Origin of the sequence: Clostridium autoethanogenum DSM 10061 (assembly GCF_001484725.1) — a bacterium.
GTDB classification, from domain to species: domain Bacteria; phylum Bacillota; class Clostridia; order Clostridiales; family Clostridiaceae; genus Clostridium_B; species Clostridium_B ljungdahlii.
In genome coordinates this window covers 3,285,004-3,301,519 of sequence record NZ_CP012395.1, presented here as the reverse complement: position 1 = coordinate 3,301,519, position 16,516 = coordinate 3,285,004, and the positions used below count along the sequence as shown (strand labels likewise).

The window sequence follows — 16,516 nt, the reverse complement described above, 5'->3', positions numbered from 1 at the left end:
AAGTCTACCTCCCACCAAACTTTATTATTTTTACTATTTCATTTGCTATTTTGTCTATTGGTAAAACTAAGTCCACTTTTCCTGTGGCATAAGCTGCTTTAGGCATACCATAAATAGTACAAGTTGATTCATCTTCAGAAAGTGTAATTCCTCCATTTTCCTTTATCTCTACAGTTCCTTGTGCTCCATCTCTTCCCATACCCGTCAAAACTACACTTATAATATTTTCTCCATATACTTTTGATGCAGATATAAATAGCTTATCCACTGCAGGCCTTACTCCCCAAATGGCAGGTTCTTTGTTCAAATGTATTCTCTTATCTCTCCATACTTCCATATGAAATCCACCAGGTGCTACATAAACAGTATTCTTTTCAACATTCATACCATCCTCTGCTTCTAATACTTTTATTTTTGAATTAGAATCCAATCTGTCTGCAAAAGCCTTAGTAAATCCTGCAGGCATATGCTGTACTACAAATACCGGCACTCCCATGTTCTGGGGAAATTGTGTTATAACTGAATAAAGTGCTTTAGGTCCGCCCGTAGATGCTCCTATCACCACTGCATTTATATCTTTTTTCATTTTTCTATCTACATTTGAACTTGTGACATTTAATGTGGAAGCTTTTTCATTTTTTGATATAGACAGTTGTATATTTTCTTGTGCTTTATTTGGTTTAACTGTATTTGCCAGGTAGGCTCCTTTTATCTTCTCTACAAGCTCAGTTTTAACTTTATTTATATCCAAAGATATTGTACCTGAAGGCTTAGGTAAAAAATCAAAAGCACCCATATCAAGACATTCCATTGTACGCTGTTTTCCTTCCTTGGAGACACTGCTTAAAACTATTACAGGTATATTAATATTCCTTTTTTTCAATTCGCCTAGTGCTGTTATTCCATCCATCTTTGGCATTTCTACATCTAAAGTTATTACATCAGGCATACTATTTTCAGTAAAATTTAACGATAGTTTCTCTAAAAGATCTTCCCCATTTCTAGCAGTTCCTACAACCCTTATAGATTCATCTTCACCTATCATGTCCGAAATAATTTTTCTCATTAATGCAGAATCATCTACTACTAAAACCTTAATTTTTTCCAAGCATTATCACTCCATTAAATTTTTAAATTTCCCTTATCCCAATTCCTACTGTCTTTATCTTGACACCTCCATCATTGGTATCAAATATCATAGTTCTACCTTTGTTGCCTCCTAGATCTTCTGCTAATATTGAAATAGAATTTTCTTTTAATATATTCTTTACAGCTTCTCCATTCCTACTTCCTATATTCATAACTACACTTTTATCTGAGAAGTTAAACATAGAAGCCCCACCTGCTATTTTAGCCTTTAAATTTCTTCTATTTACACCTAAGGCTTCTAACTTTTCTATCAAAATAGGAATAGCTAAATCTGCAAATTTCATTGGATTTTTTGTATTTGTAAATTGAGTGCTGTCCGGCAGCATTATATGTGCCAACCCACCTATACACTTTTCCTTATCATATAGAGCTATACCTACACAGGAACCCAAACCAATGGTTATAATTCTATCAGGAGAACTTGCAGTATTCATATCTGCTATTCCCACTCTTATCTCTTTTATATCCATAAATATACACCTTTCAATTTTTAATTATATGAGTTCCTTTTCTTCTTCAGTAAGTATTTTATCAAGATTTAAGAATATTATTATATTATCTTTTATTTTAATGAGGCCTTTTATATATCTTTTTGATATTTGGGACACTATATCAGGTGCAACTTCTATATCTGCAGTATTTACATCAGTAACTTCAGATACAACATCTACTATTATTCCTATTTTATTTCCACTTTGTTTCGTAACTATTATCTTAGCCTCTTTACTTTCTTCCGCTGAAGCAAAACCAAATCTCTTACTCAAGGATATTATAGGAAGTATATTTCCTTCATAATTTATGACTCCCTCTACAAAGTTAGGAGAATCCGGCAGCTTCGTAGTCTCTTCATAACCCAAAATTCTCTCTACTTCCATAATATCTGTAGCATAGTACTCACCATTTATACTAAATATCAATACTTTTATTTCCTTGCCATCCATTTAAAATCCTCCTTAAATAATATTGTTAGCCATCCTTATAAATCCTTATTTAAATCAATTATTACATAATTATAGCATATATCTACTTAAAATAGCATAAATCATGCATTTTGCAACAGGATTTTTATAGAACAAATTTGTCAACTACTATATCCCCTTCCTTCAAATACACATGTACATCTTTACTTGGAGAATCTAGAACAATTTCCTTGTTTTCAACTTTAAATACCGTATTATGATAAGCCACATCTGCCCATATATTTCCACCCTTACTTTCTACTTGAAGCTTTGTAGAAACTCCTGCTACACTCCCTACAATCTTACATTTTATTTCATTTTCAGCTTTTAGTATTCCCCCTCTTGCCACACTCTTTTCTTGCAAAAATTCAATGGAACCATTGGCATCAATTTGTGATATATATTCTCCTCTTCCTTTTATTATTATATCACCAGAACTCTGTATATTGGAGTCCTGACAGTAAGATAAAACCACTTTCACAGGAAGTGCCCTTGTGTCTTTTAGTTCCTCTATTTTATCTTCAATAATTTTCATTAGTTCATTTAACTCGGAATAACTTTTAATACTTATAGGTCCCATTCCTATAAGCTTGGTTTTGATAAATCTTACAATTTTATCCTCTTGATAATCATCACTTTCAACATTCAAGTCCGCAATTACATTTATGCCCAGCTTAATAAGTTTCTTGAATTTACTTTCCAATAATATTTTTATTATTTCTCCATCCTTTTTACTTTTGCCAAGCAGATTATAGTCTTTTATTTCTTTTACGGCCCCCACTAACTGTTCCATATTCTTATTAAATTTGCTCAGGTGTTCCATAGCCTTAATCTTCTTTACACTGTCACCGCCACCACATATTTGAGAGCTAACAACAGTTTGTCCTATACTTATATCACCTTTTGCATTTAAACTAGCCCTTTCTACTTCTTTTTCCACAATAAGGTCGTTGCCACATTCTACTTTCATGCCTTCTTTTACATTTCCATGTATAATTATATCACCTATAAAATTTATATTCCCAGTGCTTATATCCACATCTCCATTAATTTCGTGTACCTGATGAACATAATAAGTGTTGCTTTTTATGGAGGGTTTACCATCTATTGATGCTTCAACGGTGTTTTCATCTTTAAGTACACATCCATCTCCAACCTTTATTTTAATTTGTTTTATTGGTTTACATTTTAAAACCTTTCCAGTAACATCAAATCCATCTTTGCCTAAAGTGCCATTATGTTTTATTGCAATTATATCTCCTTTTTTTACAACATTTATGGTACCTATACTTTTAAAGTCTATATTTCCAATCGTATCTTCTTTTAAAACTACGGAGGTTTCAAACTTATTCTCTAGAAAATCATCATCACCGTTTACAGCTTCTTTTCCACAAGCTACTACAAGTTTTTTATCACCGTTTACAACTTCTTTCAAATTTTCTTCCATTATACCATAAATCACTTTATTATTAGATAATTCGTTCTTAATTTCATTTACTGTATACATAGGAGGCTTTATTGATTGAATTATTTCTCCTTCAAAATTCACTTTATGACTCTCATCTTTGTCTTTCAGTTTGTAAACGTTTTTAGATATATATTTAACTTCAGCATATGCTTTCATTCTATCATCAGATAGATATATATTCATTTGTCTTTTTGGTTCATCTTCTTCAAAAACTATTTCTATTTTATTTTTACTAAATACTTCACATTTATCCTTAACTTCAGCTCCATCTACAAAAATAGATATATTATGTCCCCTATGTATTACCGCAGGTTTCCCATCTTCAATAGGATCCTTTACAATTATTTTGCCATTTTCTAATTTTATGGTTCCATCTTTTTCATTTGTTTTTACAATTTCCTTCTCTGTAACAGAATTTACATTACTCTGATCTTCTTCCCCAAAAGACACTTCTATTATTACTTTTTTTCTAAAAAGTAATTTGCTTTTCTTAACAATCTTATATTGTAATTTGTCTTTTGGCATATTTAGTTTACAGCTGGCAGATTCTAAGCATTCCTCTAGTGAAGTACCATGAAACAATTCTTTCATAATTATCTCCCCCTAATTAATGAATCTTGCTTAGTGGGAATTTGTTTTTCCCACTAAGTTTAGATGAATTATCCAGAGACGTAGCTACTGTTATCTCCCACCTTGGTAGAAAAGCAGATATCCCAAATCTTTGATTTGGTGATAGTCGCTTTCGCTGTGTGCGTGGGAGTGTTACAGTAGAAAGCCATCGGATAAAAACTTCAATATCATATATAATCTATCTTAAGCCTTCTATGTTCTAATCTGTATCAAAATTTTTTATGTCATCCCTTACTTCTTTATCGTATGCTTTTATAATTTTAAGCAGTACTTTATTGTTTGAAGAATCAAATTTAACGTTTTCCACTTTTTTTATAGGCAGTACTTTTGGTGATGTACCAGATATAAATAGTGCATCAAACTTTTCTACATCCTTATAGCTTACCTCTTTCTCTGACACTTCAAGCCCTATTTTACTGCAGATATCCATTACAACCTTTCTCGTAGTTCCAGGAAGCACATTTTTTAATGGTGCAGTTACAACAGTATTTCCCTTTATCATAAATATATTGGACTTACTCCCCTCTGTAATGTTTCCATTACTATCCACAAGTATAGCTTCAAACACATTCTTTTCTTTTATCGTACTATCTACCTTAGTTCTAAACTCATAATTTATTACTTTTGCATTTGGATTTTCTCTTTCTCCATGATAAAAGATGGTGTCTACTCCCACTTTATACTCTTCTAGAGATGGATAATTATAAGGCAAAAAATAAGACAAAAATGTATTCTTTTCATAGAAATTAAAAATAATCTTTATATTACCTACTGAAATTTCATTTGCCTTTATAAGTTTTAATATACTATTTTTAATATCTTTTTCATTAAGCCATAATCTCAAATTAGTTATTTTTGCTGAGTTTTTCATACGTCTTAAATGTAACTTTAAAAAAAGAGGTTTTCCATCTATAATACGTATTACCTCATATATAGACTTTCCATGTTTAAATTCAGCCTCTTTAAATTGTTCTTTGTTTTTTAATTCATTATTATATAGAAAAAATTTTTCAATACACTCACTCATGTAAATCAAATCTCCCTTTCATATATTTTCTTATTATTTAACTAAATGTTGCCATTTAGTCTCTATTATATTCTACATTATTCATGGAAAGTTTTCCACATTAACTATTAATTCTTCATTCTTAACTATTAATTAAAAATATTGTTTGGCAATTTTTCTATTATAATTCTAAACAAAGTCATTTACATTACATAAAGTTTTTAATAGAAGCAAAGTATGATATTATAATTAAATAAGGAAGTGATTCATTTGGAAAAACTCGCTATATTTGACGTAGATTTTACTTTAACAAATAGTGAAACCTTAATGGAATTTTACATATTCATGGTAAAAAAACGTCCTAGACTCATATTATACGCACCTTTTAGCATTATGTCTGCCCTTTTATTTGTACTGAAGGTTTTTAGTGCTAAAAAGGCTAAAGAAAATTTTATTTCATTTATAAATGGAATACGTGAAAAGGATATGGAACTTCTCACAAAAGAATTTTACGAAAAAAGACTAAGTAAAATATTTTACAAAGATGCTCTATATACCTTAAAAAAATTTAAAAATAGTGGCTATAAAATATATCTGATATCTGCTTCTGCAGAATTTTATTTAAAAGAATTATATAAAATAGAGGAAGTTGATAAAATAATAGGTACACGATTTGAAATTGTAAATGGAAAGCATACTAGAAAAATTCTCGGACAAAACTGCAAAGGAGAAGAAAAGGTAACAAGGCTTATGGAATCTTTAAAAAAAGACAACATAGAAGTTGACTTCAAAAATTCTTATATGTTCTCAGATTCACTATCTGATTTGCCTCTCTTTAAATTGGTAGGCAATCCTTATCTTATAAATTACACAAGAAAAGATAACCAGGGGATTGAAGTTTTAAGGTGGAAGTGAACTTTAAACTTTTTAATTGGCAACGTATAGTTAGAAAGACTATACGTCGCCAATTAATTATTCTTCTTCCATTAATTTTTCATAGTACTTTGAAACTTCATCAAATTCGTTATCCTCTGGAATAACAAGCTCTCCTTCATTTTCCACTTTAAATAAATAAGTAGAGCCATTCTCAGGATTCTCAACTACAGCATATTTTCCTTCTTTATATTCAAAACCATCAACTATTTCACAGGAAACTATCTCTCCATTTTCATCCTCTAAATCTACTATTAAAGGATCTGAATCTTCACAGCCGCATCCACAGCCGCAATCATGTTCATGTTCGTGTGTTTCTGTGCAGCCACAATTTTCTTCTTGGCTAGTACAGCCACAGTTACATTCATTTAAATTTTCTTTATCCATAAAGTAAACCTGGCATTTATTATTTGGTGATATCTTACAAATATATTTACCAGGAATCTTCACCTCCTTTTAACTGTTATGTTCTAATTTTAACCTTAATTGCTCTATAATAAAAGTATTTTTTTAATATTTTTAAATGGACAAACTAATTTTTTAAATAACAAAGTACAAAGTTTAAATAACAAATAAGGGCAATTTTCTTCCTAACGTCATAAAATATTAAAATTATAGATTTCCTGAGGTAAGATGGAAATCATCTTTATTTATTATTTGAACTTTGTTATTTTCAAAAGCTTTGCCAATTAACTATTAATTAAAAAAGTACCAGACAGCTTACGCCATCTGATACTTTTTATTAAATTTACTTGATTACTGTTCATTATCAAGCTTTTTATATCCTGCAATTCTTTGAAGAGCATCTTTCTTAGTCTTTTCAAATAATGCATCTGCCTGATCTGGGAATTGTTTAGCAAGTGAAGAGTATCTTACTTCTCCCATTAAGAATTCCTTGAAATCTGTAGTTGGTTCTTTTGAATCCAAGCTAAATGATTTCTTTCCTTCTTCTTTTAATTCTGGATTGTATCTGTAAAGTGCCCAATATCCACAATCAACAGCTCTCTTAGCTTCTCTCTGGCTCTTACCCATTCCAACTCTTAAGCCATGATTGATACATGGAGCATAAGCTATTATAAGTGATGGTCCATGATAAGCTTCTGCTTCATGAATTGCCTTTAATGCCTGATTCTTATCAGCACCCATTGAAATCTGAGCTACATAAACATATCCATAACTCATAGCCATCATTCCAAGATCTTTCTTCTTAGTCTTCTTACCACTTGCAGCAAATTTAGCTACAGCAGCTGTTGGAGTTGATTTTGAAGATTGTCCACCTGTATTTGAATATACTTCTGTATCAAGTACAAGAATATTTACATCTTCATTTGAAGCTAAAACATGATCTACTCCACCATATCCAATATCATAGCCCCAACCGTCTCCACCAATTATCCAGTGGGATCTCTTTACTAGGAAGTCTCTGTTTTCATAAATATCATTTAATAAATCATTGCTTCCCTTTTCTTTTTCAAGTAAAGCTGTTATTTTATCAGCTCTTTCTCTTGTTCCTTCACCTTCAGCAAAGTTTTTAATCCAGTCTTCAAAAGCAGCTTTAAGTTCTGCACTTAAACTACCCTTTAAAGCTTCTTCAATTTTATCCTGAAGTCTTTCTCTTGTCTGTTTAACTCCAAGGAACATACCTAATCCATATTCAGCATTGTCTTCAAATAATGAGTTAGCCCAAGATGGACCATGTCCTCTATAGTTAGTTGTGTATGGAGTTGCTGGTGCTGATGCTCCCCAAATTGATGAACATCCTGTAGCATTTGCTATCATCATTCTATCACCAAACAATTGAGTTACAAGTTTAACATAAGGAGTTTCTCCGCATCCTGCACAAGCTCCTGAGAACTCAAGTAATGGTTGTTCGAACTGACTTGCTTTTACACTGTATTTGTCCTTCATTGGGTTATCCTTATGAGCTACAGCATTAACAGCATAATCCCAAGCTTCTGTCTTTGACAGCTGAGTATCTACTGGCTTCATAACAAGAGCCTTTTCTTTTGCTGGACATACATCTTCACAGTTTCCACATCCTGAACAATCAAGTGGTGAAATAGCCATTGTAAATTTAAGTCCTTTTGCTCCATTTGCATCTTTAGCTTCAAATCCTTGAGGTGCTTTAGCTAATTCTTCTTCAGTTGTAAGAACTGGTCTTATAGCTGCATGTGGACATACAAATGAACATTGGTTACATTGTATACATTTGTCTACTTGCCATTCTGGAACATTTATAGCTATTCCTCTCTTTTCATAAGCTGCAGTTCCTGCTGGGAATGTACCATCTTCCATTCCTACAAATGCACTTACTGGAAGTTTGTCTCCTTCTTGTCTATTCATAGGATTAACTATTTTTTCTATAAATTTAGGAAGTTCCTTTGTAGCTGCTGCTTCATCTTCTGCATCTTTCCATGAAGCTGGAACATCTATTTTAACTACTGCATTTACGCCCTTGTCTATAGCAGCGTTATTCATATCTACAACTTTTTGTCCCTTCTTACCATAAGAAGTTACAACTGCTTCTTTTAAGTACTTAACAGCATCATCTATTGGAATGATATTTGCAATCTTAAAGAATGCTGATTGACATATCATATTTATTCTTCCACCAAGTCCAATTTCTTGAGCTATTTTAACAGCATTTAATGTATAGAATTTTATATCATTGTTTGCTATATATTTCTTCATAGAAGCTGGTAACTCTTTTTCCAATTCTTCTTGAGTCCAAACTGTATTTAATAAGAAGTTACCGCCTTTTTTAAGTCCTGCAAGTACATCATACTTATGAACATAAGATTGGTTATGAACTGCAACAAAATCAGCCTTATCTATAAGATATGGTGATTTTATTGGTGATTTACCAAATCTTAAATGAGAAACTGTTATACCACCGGATTTCTTTGAATCATATGCAAAGTATCCTTGAGCATACATATCTGTATGGTCTCCAATGATCTTTATAGCACTCTTGTTTGCTCCAACAGTACCATCTGATCCTAGTCCCCAGAACTTACAAGCTGTAGTTCCTTCTGGTGTTGTATTTATATCTTCTCCTACAGGTAATGAAGTATTTGTAACATCATCAACTATACTTAATGTAAATCTATCCTTAGGTTTATCTGATTTTAAGTTTTCAAATACTGGTAGAATATGTGATGGTAATACATCTTTTGAACCAAGTCCATATCTTCCACCAACTATAACTGGTTGTACTTCTTGTCCATAGAAAGCATTCTTAACATCTAAATAAAGAGGTTCTCCAATTGATCCTGGTTCTTTTGTTCTATCAAGGACTGCAATTTTCTTAACAGTCTTTGGTATGTATTTCATAAAGTGTTTTATTGAGAATGGTCTATATAAATGAACTGTAAGTAATCCAACTTTTTCACCTTTTGTGGTTAAGTAATCAATTACTTCTTCTACAGTTTCACAGACAGAACCCATAGCTATTATAATTCTCTCTGCATCTTTTGCTCCATAGTAATTGAATAGATGATATTCTCTTCCTGTAAGTTTAGTCATTTCTTGCATATATCCTTCAACTATCTCTGGAAGTGCTTCGTAATACGTATTTGAAACTTCTCTTTCCTGGAAGTATATATCAGGATTTTGAGCTGTACCACGAGTTACTGGATGATCTGGATTTAAAGCTCTTCTTCTAAAATCATTCAAAGCTTTCTGATCAACTAATTTTGCTAATTCTTCATACTCTAATAATTCGATTTTTTGAATTTCATGAGAAGTTCTGAATCCATCAAAGAAGTTTACAAATGGAACTCTTCCTTTTATTGCTGATAAATGGGCTACTGCTGAAAGATCCATAACCTGTTGTACTGAACTTTCTGCAAATAAAGCAAATCCAGTTTGTCTTGTTGCCATAACATCTTGGTGATCACCAAATATGTTAAGTGAATTTGCAGCTACTGCTCTAGCTGATACATGGAATACTCCTGGTAATAATTCACCAGCAATCTTATACATGTTAGGTATCATAAGTAATAAGCCTTGAGATGCAGTATATGTACTAGTCAATGCTCCTGCTTGTAGTGAACCATGTACGGCTCCTGATGCTCCAGCCTCTGATTGCATCTCCATAACTTTTACTTGTTGTCCAAAAATATTTTTCTTTCCCTTAGCTACCCATTCATCTACATGTTCTGCCATTGGTGATGATGGAGTTATTGGATAAATAGCTGCTACATCAGTAAATGCATAGGAAATATAAGCAGCAGCAGTATTTCCATCCATAGTTTTCATTTTACGCATAAAAATTCCTCTCCTTTTCAAGTATATAATTAAATCTTTTTATTAAACTAGCAATAGTATAAAATAACTTACATCGTACTATTAGATTTAATACAAAATATAATTTTAAACAACTGTACTTATTTTTTATTTATAATTAATACAGTTTAATCCCGTCACTAGTACAGTAAATAGTACAGCATTTCTTTTACAATTAAAGATTTGTATTAAACATCTAAAAAAGCACATTGAAAAGTACTTAACTATCTTTAATTAAATTAAGTATCTTATGTATTCTACTATTTTAATATACATCAAAATTCTAAACATGTAAAATACATTTTGAAAAAATTAAAAATTAATTTAAAATTTTATATTACAGGTGTGTATTTTTTCTAATACAGCTTCATTTTAATTTATAATAATATATAAAAAAGAATACAAGTAATGCTTTTCACCTTTGTTTATAACTCTACATTATTATCAACTATTTTTCAAGTAATTTATGGTATTTTTTAAATTTTTATGGTTGTTTTGCACTAAATAGCTGTTTAATTGTCAACATTTTTTATATAACAACTTTTTAAGACAGTTTTTTAAAGTTATACTATAAATTTTTAACATTAACCTTATATACTGTATTTCTCTATTAAATTTATGATTTTACCTACTGCATCCTGCACAGGACTTGCCTCCATATTGTTTATATATTCATTTCTAGAGCTATAGAGTTTAAAAACCCTATCTAAAAGTACCTGAGAAGTAAGTTCCTCTTCCTGGAGGACCATACTATATCCACTTTTTTCAAAAGAGGCTGCATTTAAAATTTGATCTCCTCTACTAGATTTTTTAGATAGTGGAATTAACAAGTTTGGCTTTTTTAAAGCAAGTAATTCAAATATTACATTTGCACCAGCTCTAGATATAACTATATCCGCTGCATTCATTATATGCGGCAATTCTTCATTTATGTACTCAAATTGTACATATCCCTTTCTCTCCTTAAGGGACCTATCTAAATTTCCTTTTCCACATATGTGAACTATATTATAATTTTTTAAAAGTTCATTTAGTGAATTCCTAACCGTATTATTTATAAACGTAGAACCTAGACTTCCACCTATTATGAGAAGTACTGGTTTCTCATTATCAAATCCACACATTCTCCTGCCTATTATCCTACTTCCATCTAGAAGTTCTCTTCTTATAGGAGTTCCTGTTAAAACTGAGTTATTACCCTTTATGTTTTTTAAAGACTCTGGAAATGTAGCACAAATCTTAGTGCAGTAAGGTGCAGACAATCTATTTGCAAGTCCGGGAGTTATATCTGATTCATGAGCAATGACAGGTACTTTATTTATATGTGCAGCAATTACTACAGGAACTGAAACAAATCCACCTTTTGAAAACACTATGTTAGGTTTTTCCTTTCTTATTATAAGTATAGCTTGAAGTATTCCCTTTAAAACTTTAAATGGATCAGTAAAATTCTTTATATCGAAATACCTTCGGAGTTTACCACTAGATATTATATGATATTCTATTTTTTGATCTTCTATTATTTTTCTTTCAATTCCGTTTTCGGTTCCTATATACTGTATGTTATATCCTAGTTCTTTTAATCTTGGAACTAAGGCAAGATTAGGTGTAACATGTCCAGCAGAGCCTCCACCTGTAAGTATTATTTTTTTCAAGTTCTATTTCCTCCTCGTACAATTTTTCCAACTCCTAGATTTATTATAGTAATTATTTATACTTTGTACAACAATAGAAGCAATATACATATTTATTACTTAAAACTTATAAATATGTATATTAAAATTTTAGTTCAACATTGTACAAGCTACTATTTTAACATAGTTCTATTTAATTACCATTAAAAAAATAGAGTGACAACTTTAACAGTAATGTGTATAATAATAAATGAAAATCTTGCATGGAGGTCAAACTAATGGAATTAGAAAAAGAACTTATCGCTAAATTAGTAAAAATAGGATTTAACAAATATGAAGCTATGATATATTTAACTTTATTGAAAAATCAAGAAATTACAGCTTATGAAGCTAGCAAGCGGTCAGGCGTTCCTCAATCAAAGGTATACGATACAGTAAAGTCGCTTTTAAATAAAAATGTAATTATTAAAAATGGCTATAACCCTTGTAAATACATAGCGTTGTCTTTAAAAGAATTCTTAGATATATATAAAAAAGATACTAAATCTACAATAAGTTATCTAGAAGATAATTTAAATAGTATAAATGATTTAGAATCCATAAATTACCTGTGGCACTTCAATGATACAGAACAAATAAAAGATAAAATTACATCTATGATAAGAAACGCAAATGAATCAATATATCTGGATATTTGGAGTAAAGATTACAATAATTTATATGATGAATTATTAGATGCTAAAAAAAGAAATATTAAAATAGTTTCCGTACTATATGGTAAAGTTGATGAAATAGGAAAAGTATTTTATCATGAAATGGATGGCATGAAAGAAGATGCTGCATTAAATGGAAGATGGCTTAGCTTAGTAATAGATCATAAAGAATGTTTGTTTTCAATATTTCAAACCGACAACACAAGCTACTGTATATGGACCCAAAATAAGCCTTTCATGCTTGTAACTGAATGTTTTATAACTCATGATATATTTATTTCAGAAATATATTCCAAGCACAAAAAAGAACTTGACGAAGAATTTGGTCCTAATCTAAAAAGTATAAGGGATAATCTGGAAATAGGCTAACATTATCTTATTTCCAATTATCACCTTAATTATACCATGTGAATGCACTTCAACTGTTACATAACATTGCTTTGACAATTTCTTTGTTCAATTTCATTTTGTTCAATTTCATCACGTTTTAAATAGCTGGATTGTTTCTAATAATTTTTTACTCATATTGTTAATTTTTCTTATATTGTTAGATATCTTCTCCATACTAGCAAACTGCTCCTGCATTGAAGCACTTACTTCTTCAGACGCTGCTGATTGCTGCTCACTTATACTAGATACATTCTCCATATTTTCAATTACTTCCATTTTACTTTTTCTCATATTATCAGTTTCATCATTTAGCAAATTGATTTGACGTATTAAATTATTAGAACAACTTATTACATCCTCAAAATTATTAATTGTACTTTTTAGCTTTACATTTGTACTTTCTGATATAGCGGTAGTATTATCCATTTGAACTTTTACCAAATTAATTATATCATCAATTTCATTTATAGCACTTTTTATTTTTTTTGATGAATCTGAAGAATCATTAGACAATTTTCTTATTTCATCAGCCACTACTCCAAAACCTTTACCTGCATCTCCTACTTTTACAGCTTCAATAGAAGCATTCAATGACAAAAGGTTAGTTTCTTTAGATATGGACTCTATAACTTGATTAATATCTTCCAGATATTTAAATTTTTCTGTTAAATCCTTTACTTTTTCACTCATAACCCTAATGGAATTATTATTTTCCTCAAATTTTGCTTTAAGTTCTCTAGCAGCAGTTAATCCAAGTTCATTTTTATCTTTGCTTTTATTTGTTTCATTAACCATACTTCTCACATTACTATCTATATTATTTATGCTTTTTCCTAGAGAATTAACTTTTTCTAAGGTAATTGTCATATTTTTAGCTTGTTCTACACTTCCATTTGATATTTCCTCCATAGAATCTGTAACAATTTTACTTGTCTCTGTAACTTCACATATGCTTTTATCTGACTCATCGTTTTCAGTCTGTAAATTGTAAATCATTTGTTTTACATTTTTTATAAATTTTTGCTGTTTAGTAATCATGGTATTAAAACTGCCAACAAGATCACCTATTTCATCTTTAGCTTTAATATCTAGCGTTTCTCTGTAATCTCCGTCAGCTAATAATTTAGTTTGCTCCTTAAATCTAAATATTGCTTTTAAAATTCTATTAATAATATATATTGAAATTAAAGAACTTATAATGATAGAAATAATAAACGAAATAATAAATCCTAAGATAAGTTTTGATAAAGGCTTTATTATTTCTATTTCAGGAATAGATAACACAAGAAGCCATCCTGTAGAACTTATTTTATCATAGACAAAATACTTGTTTTGTGAATCATAATCCTTTCCTTTAATTAATCCTTTACTTTCATTTTTAGATTTATTGGCTATACTTGTATAAGTATAATTTTTTACACTACCCATATTTACATTCTTATTTGAAGATGGCAAAAAATTTTTATTCTTATGAATAATAAAATCATTATCTGCATCAACTAGAAATACATAGTCATTTTCACCAATTTTATATTTTTGTGTAATATTCATAAGGTAGTCCAAATATAAATCCTCACCTATAACGCCTACAATTTTCCCATTAATTTTGATAGGCATCAAAATAGAAATAATACTTTTTTTGGTAGCTTCATCTATATATGGTTTTGTATACACTAGCTTATTTTCATTCACAGCTTGGCTATACCATTTTTGTTTTGTCACATCATAACCTTGTGGTGGTATCCAATTATCACTTCCAAAATATCTTTTATCACTAAGGCCAACGTAATAAGCAATAACATATTTTTGCGATTGTTGTTTCATATGTAAATAATCTTTCATATTGGTTGCATCAAAATTATTATAAAACTGTATATCTTCAGCCATTTGTTCTATAGCTTTTCCTTGACCTTCAATCCAATTATTTATATTATTAGAAACATTGCTACATGATATAGAAGCCTTTTGATTAAATTGGTCGTATAATATCTTTTCGCATATATTAAAGCTTATGACAGAACTTAGTAGTAAACAAATAAAGTACACTATAATAATTATAGCAGTTCCCTTAAATTTTAAAGAATTTAACTTAATTTTCAAAATTCATATCCCCTCTATAAACAATAGGAACATTTCTTTTGGTATACTAAAATTGTATAATTATAGCCCCAATGTAGAAATGTTCCCAAAAATTGTATCCTAGTAGTTCAATTTTAAATTTGATTTTGAAATTCCTAAAAGTACACATATATTTAGAAAAATGAACTCATAGGAATGTGAAAAATATAAAAGATGTGTTTAAATTTCATTTAAATAAGCCTTTTATCCAAAAGATTTTTTATACGTTGTTATGCCTATATGCTAGCACATAATACTCTATCTGTTGATTTTATTGTTGTTCCACTTTTTCCATTTAACGCATCTTTTGTTTTATCAAGTGATGCTATTATAGCTTTTCTTCCTTCTTTAGAAGAAACAAACTTCATGGTAGCTTTAACTTTAGGCAGCATACTTCCAGGAGCAAATTGGCTTTCTTCTATATATTTTTTTCCTTCTTCTATTGTCATCGTATCTAAATCAATTTGATTTGGTTTGCCAAAATTAATTGCAATTTTGTCTACTGCTGTTAAAATCATAAGTACATCTGCATCCAAATCTTCTGCAAGTTTTTCTGCAGCAAAATCTTTATCTATAACTGCTGCTACTCCTTCTAGTTCATCATTTCTATTTTTAACTACAGGTACTCCACCGCCACCAACGGTAATTAATACTTGTCCATCGTTAAATAACTTTTTAATAGTACTAATCTCTACTATTTCCTTAGGTTGTGGCGATGCTACAACTCTTCTATAGCCTCTTCCTGCATCTTCCTTCATCTTATATCCTTTTTCACTAACAATTTTTTCAGCTTCTTCTTTAGTATAGAAAGGTCCAATTGGTTTTGTTGGATTTTTAAATCCTTCGTCATCTTTATCCACAACAACTTGAGTAACTACAGAAGTAACTGGTTTACTTATACCTCTCTTTACCAATTCACATCTTAGTGCCTGTTGAATATGATATCCTATCATTCCCTGACTCATGGCTCCACATACATCAAAAGGCATAGCTGGTGTTACTTTACTAGCATATTCATTTTGTATAACTATTCTCCCAACTTGTGGCCCATTACCATGGACAATTACAATCTGATGTCCTTCTTCAATCATATCTGCTAAATAAACTGCTGTCTTTTTTATTACATCCAATTGTGCTTCAGCTGTAGCTGGTGCTCCTTCTTTTTGTAGTGCATTTCCGCCTAAAGCTACTACTATTTTCATTATTACTCCTCCTAAATCAAAATATAT

The 16,516-nt window shown here is 30.3% G+C and carries 12 protein-coding genes; 2 read left to right on the top strand and 10 right to left on the bottom strand.

What is annotated here, in order from left to right; all coding sequences use genetic code 11:
* Window positions 1–4: 4 nt before the first annotated feature.
* From CLAU_RS14855 to CLAU_RS14835, 5 genes are all read right to left on the bottom strand, one after another.
* The gene (locus tag CLAU_RS14855) at window positions 5–1,108 is read right to left on the bottom strand and encodes a protein-glutamate methylesterase/protein-glutamine glutaminase (RefSeq protein WP_013237606.1); all 1,104 of its coding nucleotides are present in this window, start codon (window positions 1,106–1,108) and stop codon (window positions 5–7) included.
* 22 nt (window positions 1,109–1,130) lie between these two features.
* A complete protein-coding gene (locus tag CLAU_RS14850) occupies window positions 1,131–1,619 on the bottom strand; it encodes a chemotaxis protein CheD (RefSeq protein WP_013237605.1) in 489 nt (162 codons plus the stop codon).
* A gap of 24 nt (window positions 1,620–1,643) precedes the next feature.
* Window positions 1,644–2,090 (bottom strand): chemotaxis protein CheW, encoded by a 447-nt coding sequence (locus CLAU_RS14845; RefSeq protein WP_013237604.1) that lies wholly within the window; start codon window positions 2,088–2,090, stop codon window positions 1,644–1,646.
* Between the two features lie 124 nt (window positions 2,091–2,214).
* Window positions 2,215–4,167, bottom strand: coding sequence for a DUF342 domain-containing protein (locus CLAU_RS14840; protein ID WP_023162972.1), 1,953 nt, complete (start codon window positions 4,165–4,167; stop codon window positions 2,215–2,217).
* Window positions 4,168–4,405: 238 nt separating this feature from the next.
* A complete protein-coding gene (locus tag CLAU_RS14835; RefSeq protein WP_013237602.1) occupies window positions 4,406–5,233 on the bottom strand; it encodes an aminotransferase class IV in 828 nt (275 codons plus the stop codon).
* A 249-nt stretch (window positions 5,234–5,482) separates the two neighbouring features.
* Between CLAU_RS14835 and CLAU_RS14830 the strand changes: the two genes are divergently transcribed.
* Complete coding sequence (locus CLAU_RS14830) at window positions 5,483–6,127, top strand: HAD-IB family hydrolase (protein ID WP_013237601.1); 645 nt, start codon at window positions 5,483–5,485, stop codon at window positions 6,125–6,127.
* A gap of 57 nt (window positions 6,128–6,184) precedes the next feature.
* Here the strand turns inward: CLAU_RS14830 and CLAU_RS14825 are convergent, their stop codons facing one another.
* The 3 genes from CLAU_RS14825 to CLAU_RS14815 form a co-directional block, all read right to left on the bottom strand.
* Complete coding sequence (locus tag CLAU_RS14825; protein ID WP_013237600.1) at window positions 6,185–6,532, bottom strand: DUF1292 domain-containing protein; 348 nt, start codon at window positions 6,530–6,532, stop codon at window positions 6,185–6,187.
* A gap of 369 nt (window positions 6,533–6,901) precedes the next feature.
* Window positions 6,902–10,414, bottom strand: a complete 3,513-nt coding sequence (gene nifJ / locus CLAU_RS14820) for a pyruvate:ferredoxin (flavodoxin) oxidoreductase (RefSeq protein ID WP_023162971.1) — start codon at window positions 10,412–10,414, stop codon at window positions 6,902–6,904.
* Window positions 10,415–11,022: 608 nt separating this feature from the next.
* The gene (locus CLAU_RS14815; RefSeq protein ID WP_013237598.1) at window positions 11,023–12,087 is read right to left on the bottom strand and encodes an undecaprenyldiphospho-muramoylpentapeptide beta-N-acetylglucosaminyltransferase; all 1,065 of its coding nucleotides are present in this window, start codon (window positions 12,085–12,087) and stop codon (window positions 11,023–11,025) included.
* Between the two features lie 257 nt (window positions 12,088–12,344).
* Here CLAU_RS14815 and CLAU_RS14810 point away from each other — a divergent pair, with 257 nt between their 5' ends.
* The gene (locus tag CLAU_RS14810) at window positions 12,345–13,148 is read left to right on the top strand and encodes a TrmB family transcriptional regulator (protein ID WP_013237597.1); all 804 of its coding nucleotides are present in this window, start codon (window positions 12,345–12,347) and stop codon (window positions 13,146–13,148) included.
* A 111-nt stretch (window positions 13,149–13,259) separates the two neighbouring features.
* On the opposite strand, the gene CLAU_RS14805 is transcribed toward CLAU_RS14810, so the two are convergent.
* Both CLAU_RS14805 and arcC read right to left on the bottom strand, forming a co-directional pair.
* Window positions 13,260–15,269 (bottom strand): methyl-accepting chemotaxis protein, encoded by a 2,010-nt coding sequence (locus CLAU_RS14805; RefSeq protein ID WP_023162970.1) that lies wholly within the window; start codon window positions 15,267–15,269, stop codon window positions 13,260–13,262.
* A gap of 254 nt (window positions 15,270–15,523) precedes the next feature.
* Complete coding sequence (arcC, locus tag CLAU_RS14800; RefSeq protein ID WP_013237595.1) at window positions 15,524–16,489, bottom strand: carbamate kinase; 966 nt, start codon at window positions 16,487–16,489, stop codon at window positions 15,524–15,526.
* Window positions 16,490–16,516 lie beyond the last annotated feature (27 nt).

Coding starts and splice junctions, on each gene's coding strand:
- arcC (WP_013237595.1), bottom strand. CDS start 16,489: ATGAAAATAGTAGTAGCTTTAGGCGGAAATGCACTACAAAAAGAAGGA.
- CLAU_RS14835 (WP_013237602.1), bottom strand. CDS start 5,233: ATGAGTGAGTGTATTGAAAAATTTTTTCTATATAATAATGAATTAAAA.
- CLAU_RS14840 (WP_023162972.1), bottom strand. CDS start 4,167: ATGAAAGAATTGTTTCATGGTACTTCACTAGAGGAATGCTTAGAATCT.
- CLAU_RS14845 (WP_013237604.1), bottom strand. CDS start 2,090: ATGGATGGCAAGGAAATAAAAGTATTGATATTTAGTATAAATGGTGAG.
- CLAU_RS14850 (WP_013237605.1), bottom strand. CDS start 1,619: ATGGATATAAAAGAGATAAGAGTGGGAATAGCAGATATGAATACTGCA.
- CLAU_RS14810 (WP_013237597.1), top strand. CDS start 12,345: ATGGAATTAGAAAAAGAACTTATCGCTAAATTAGTAAAAATAGGATTT.
- CLAU_RS14825 (WP_013237600.1), bottom strand. CDS start 6,532: ATGGATAAAGAAAATTTAAATGAATGTAACTGTGGCTGTACTAGCCAA.
- nifJ (WP_023162971.1), bottom strand. CDS start 10,414: ATGCGTAAAATGAAAACTATGGATGGAAATACTGCTGCTGCTTATATT.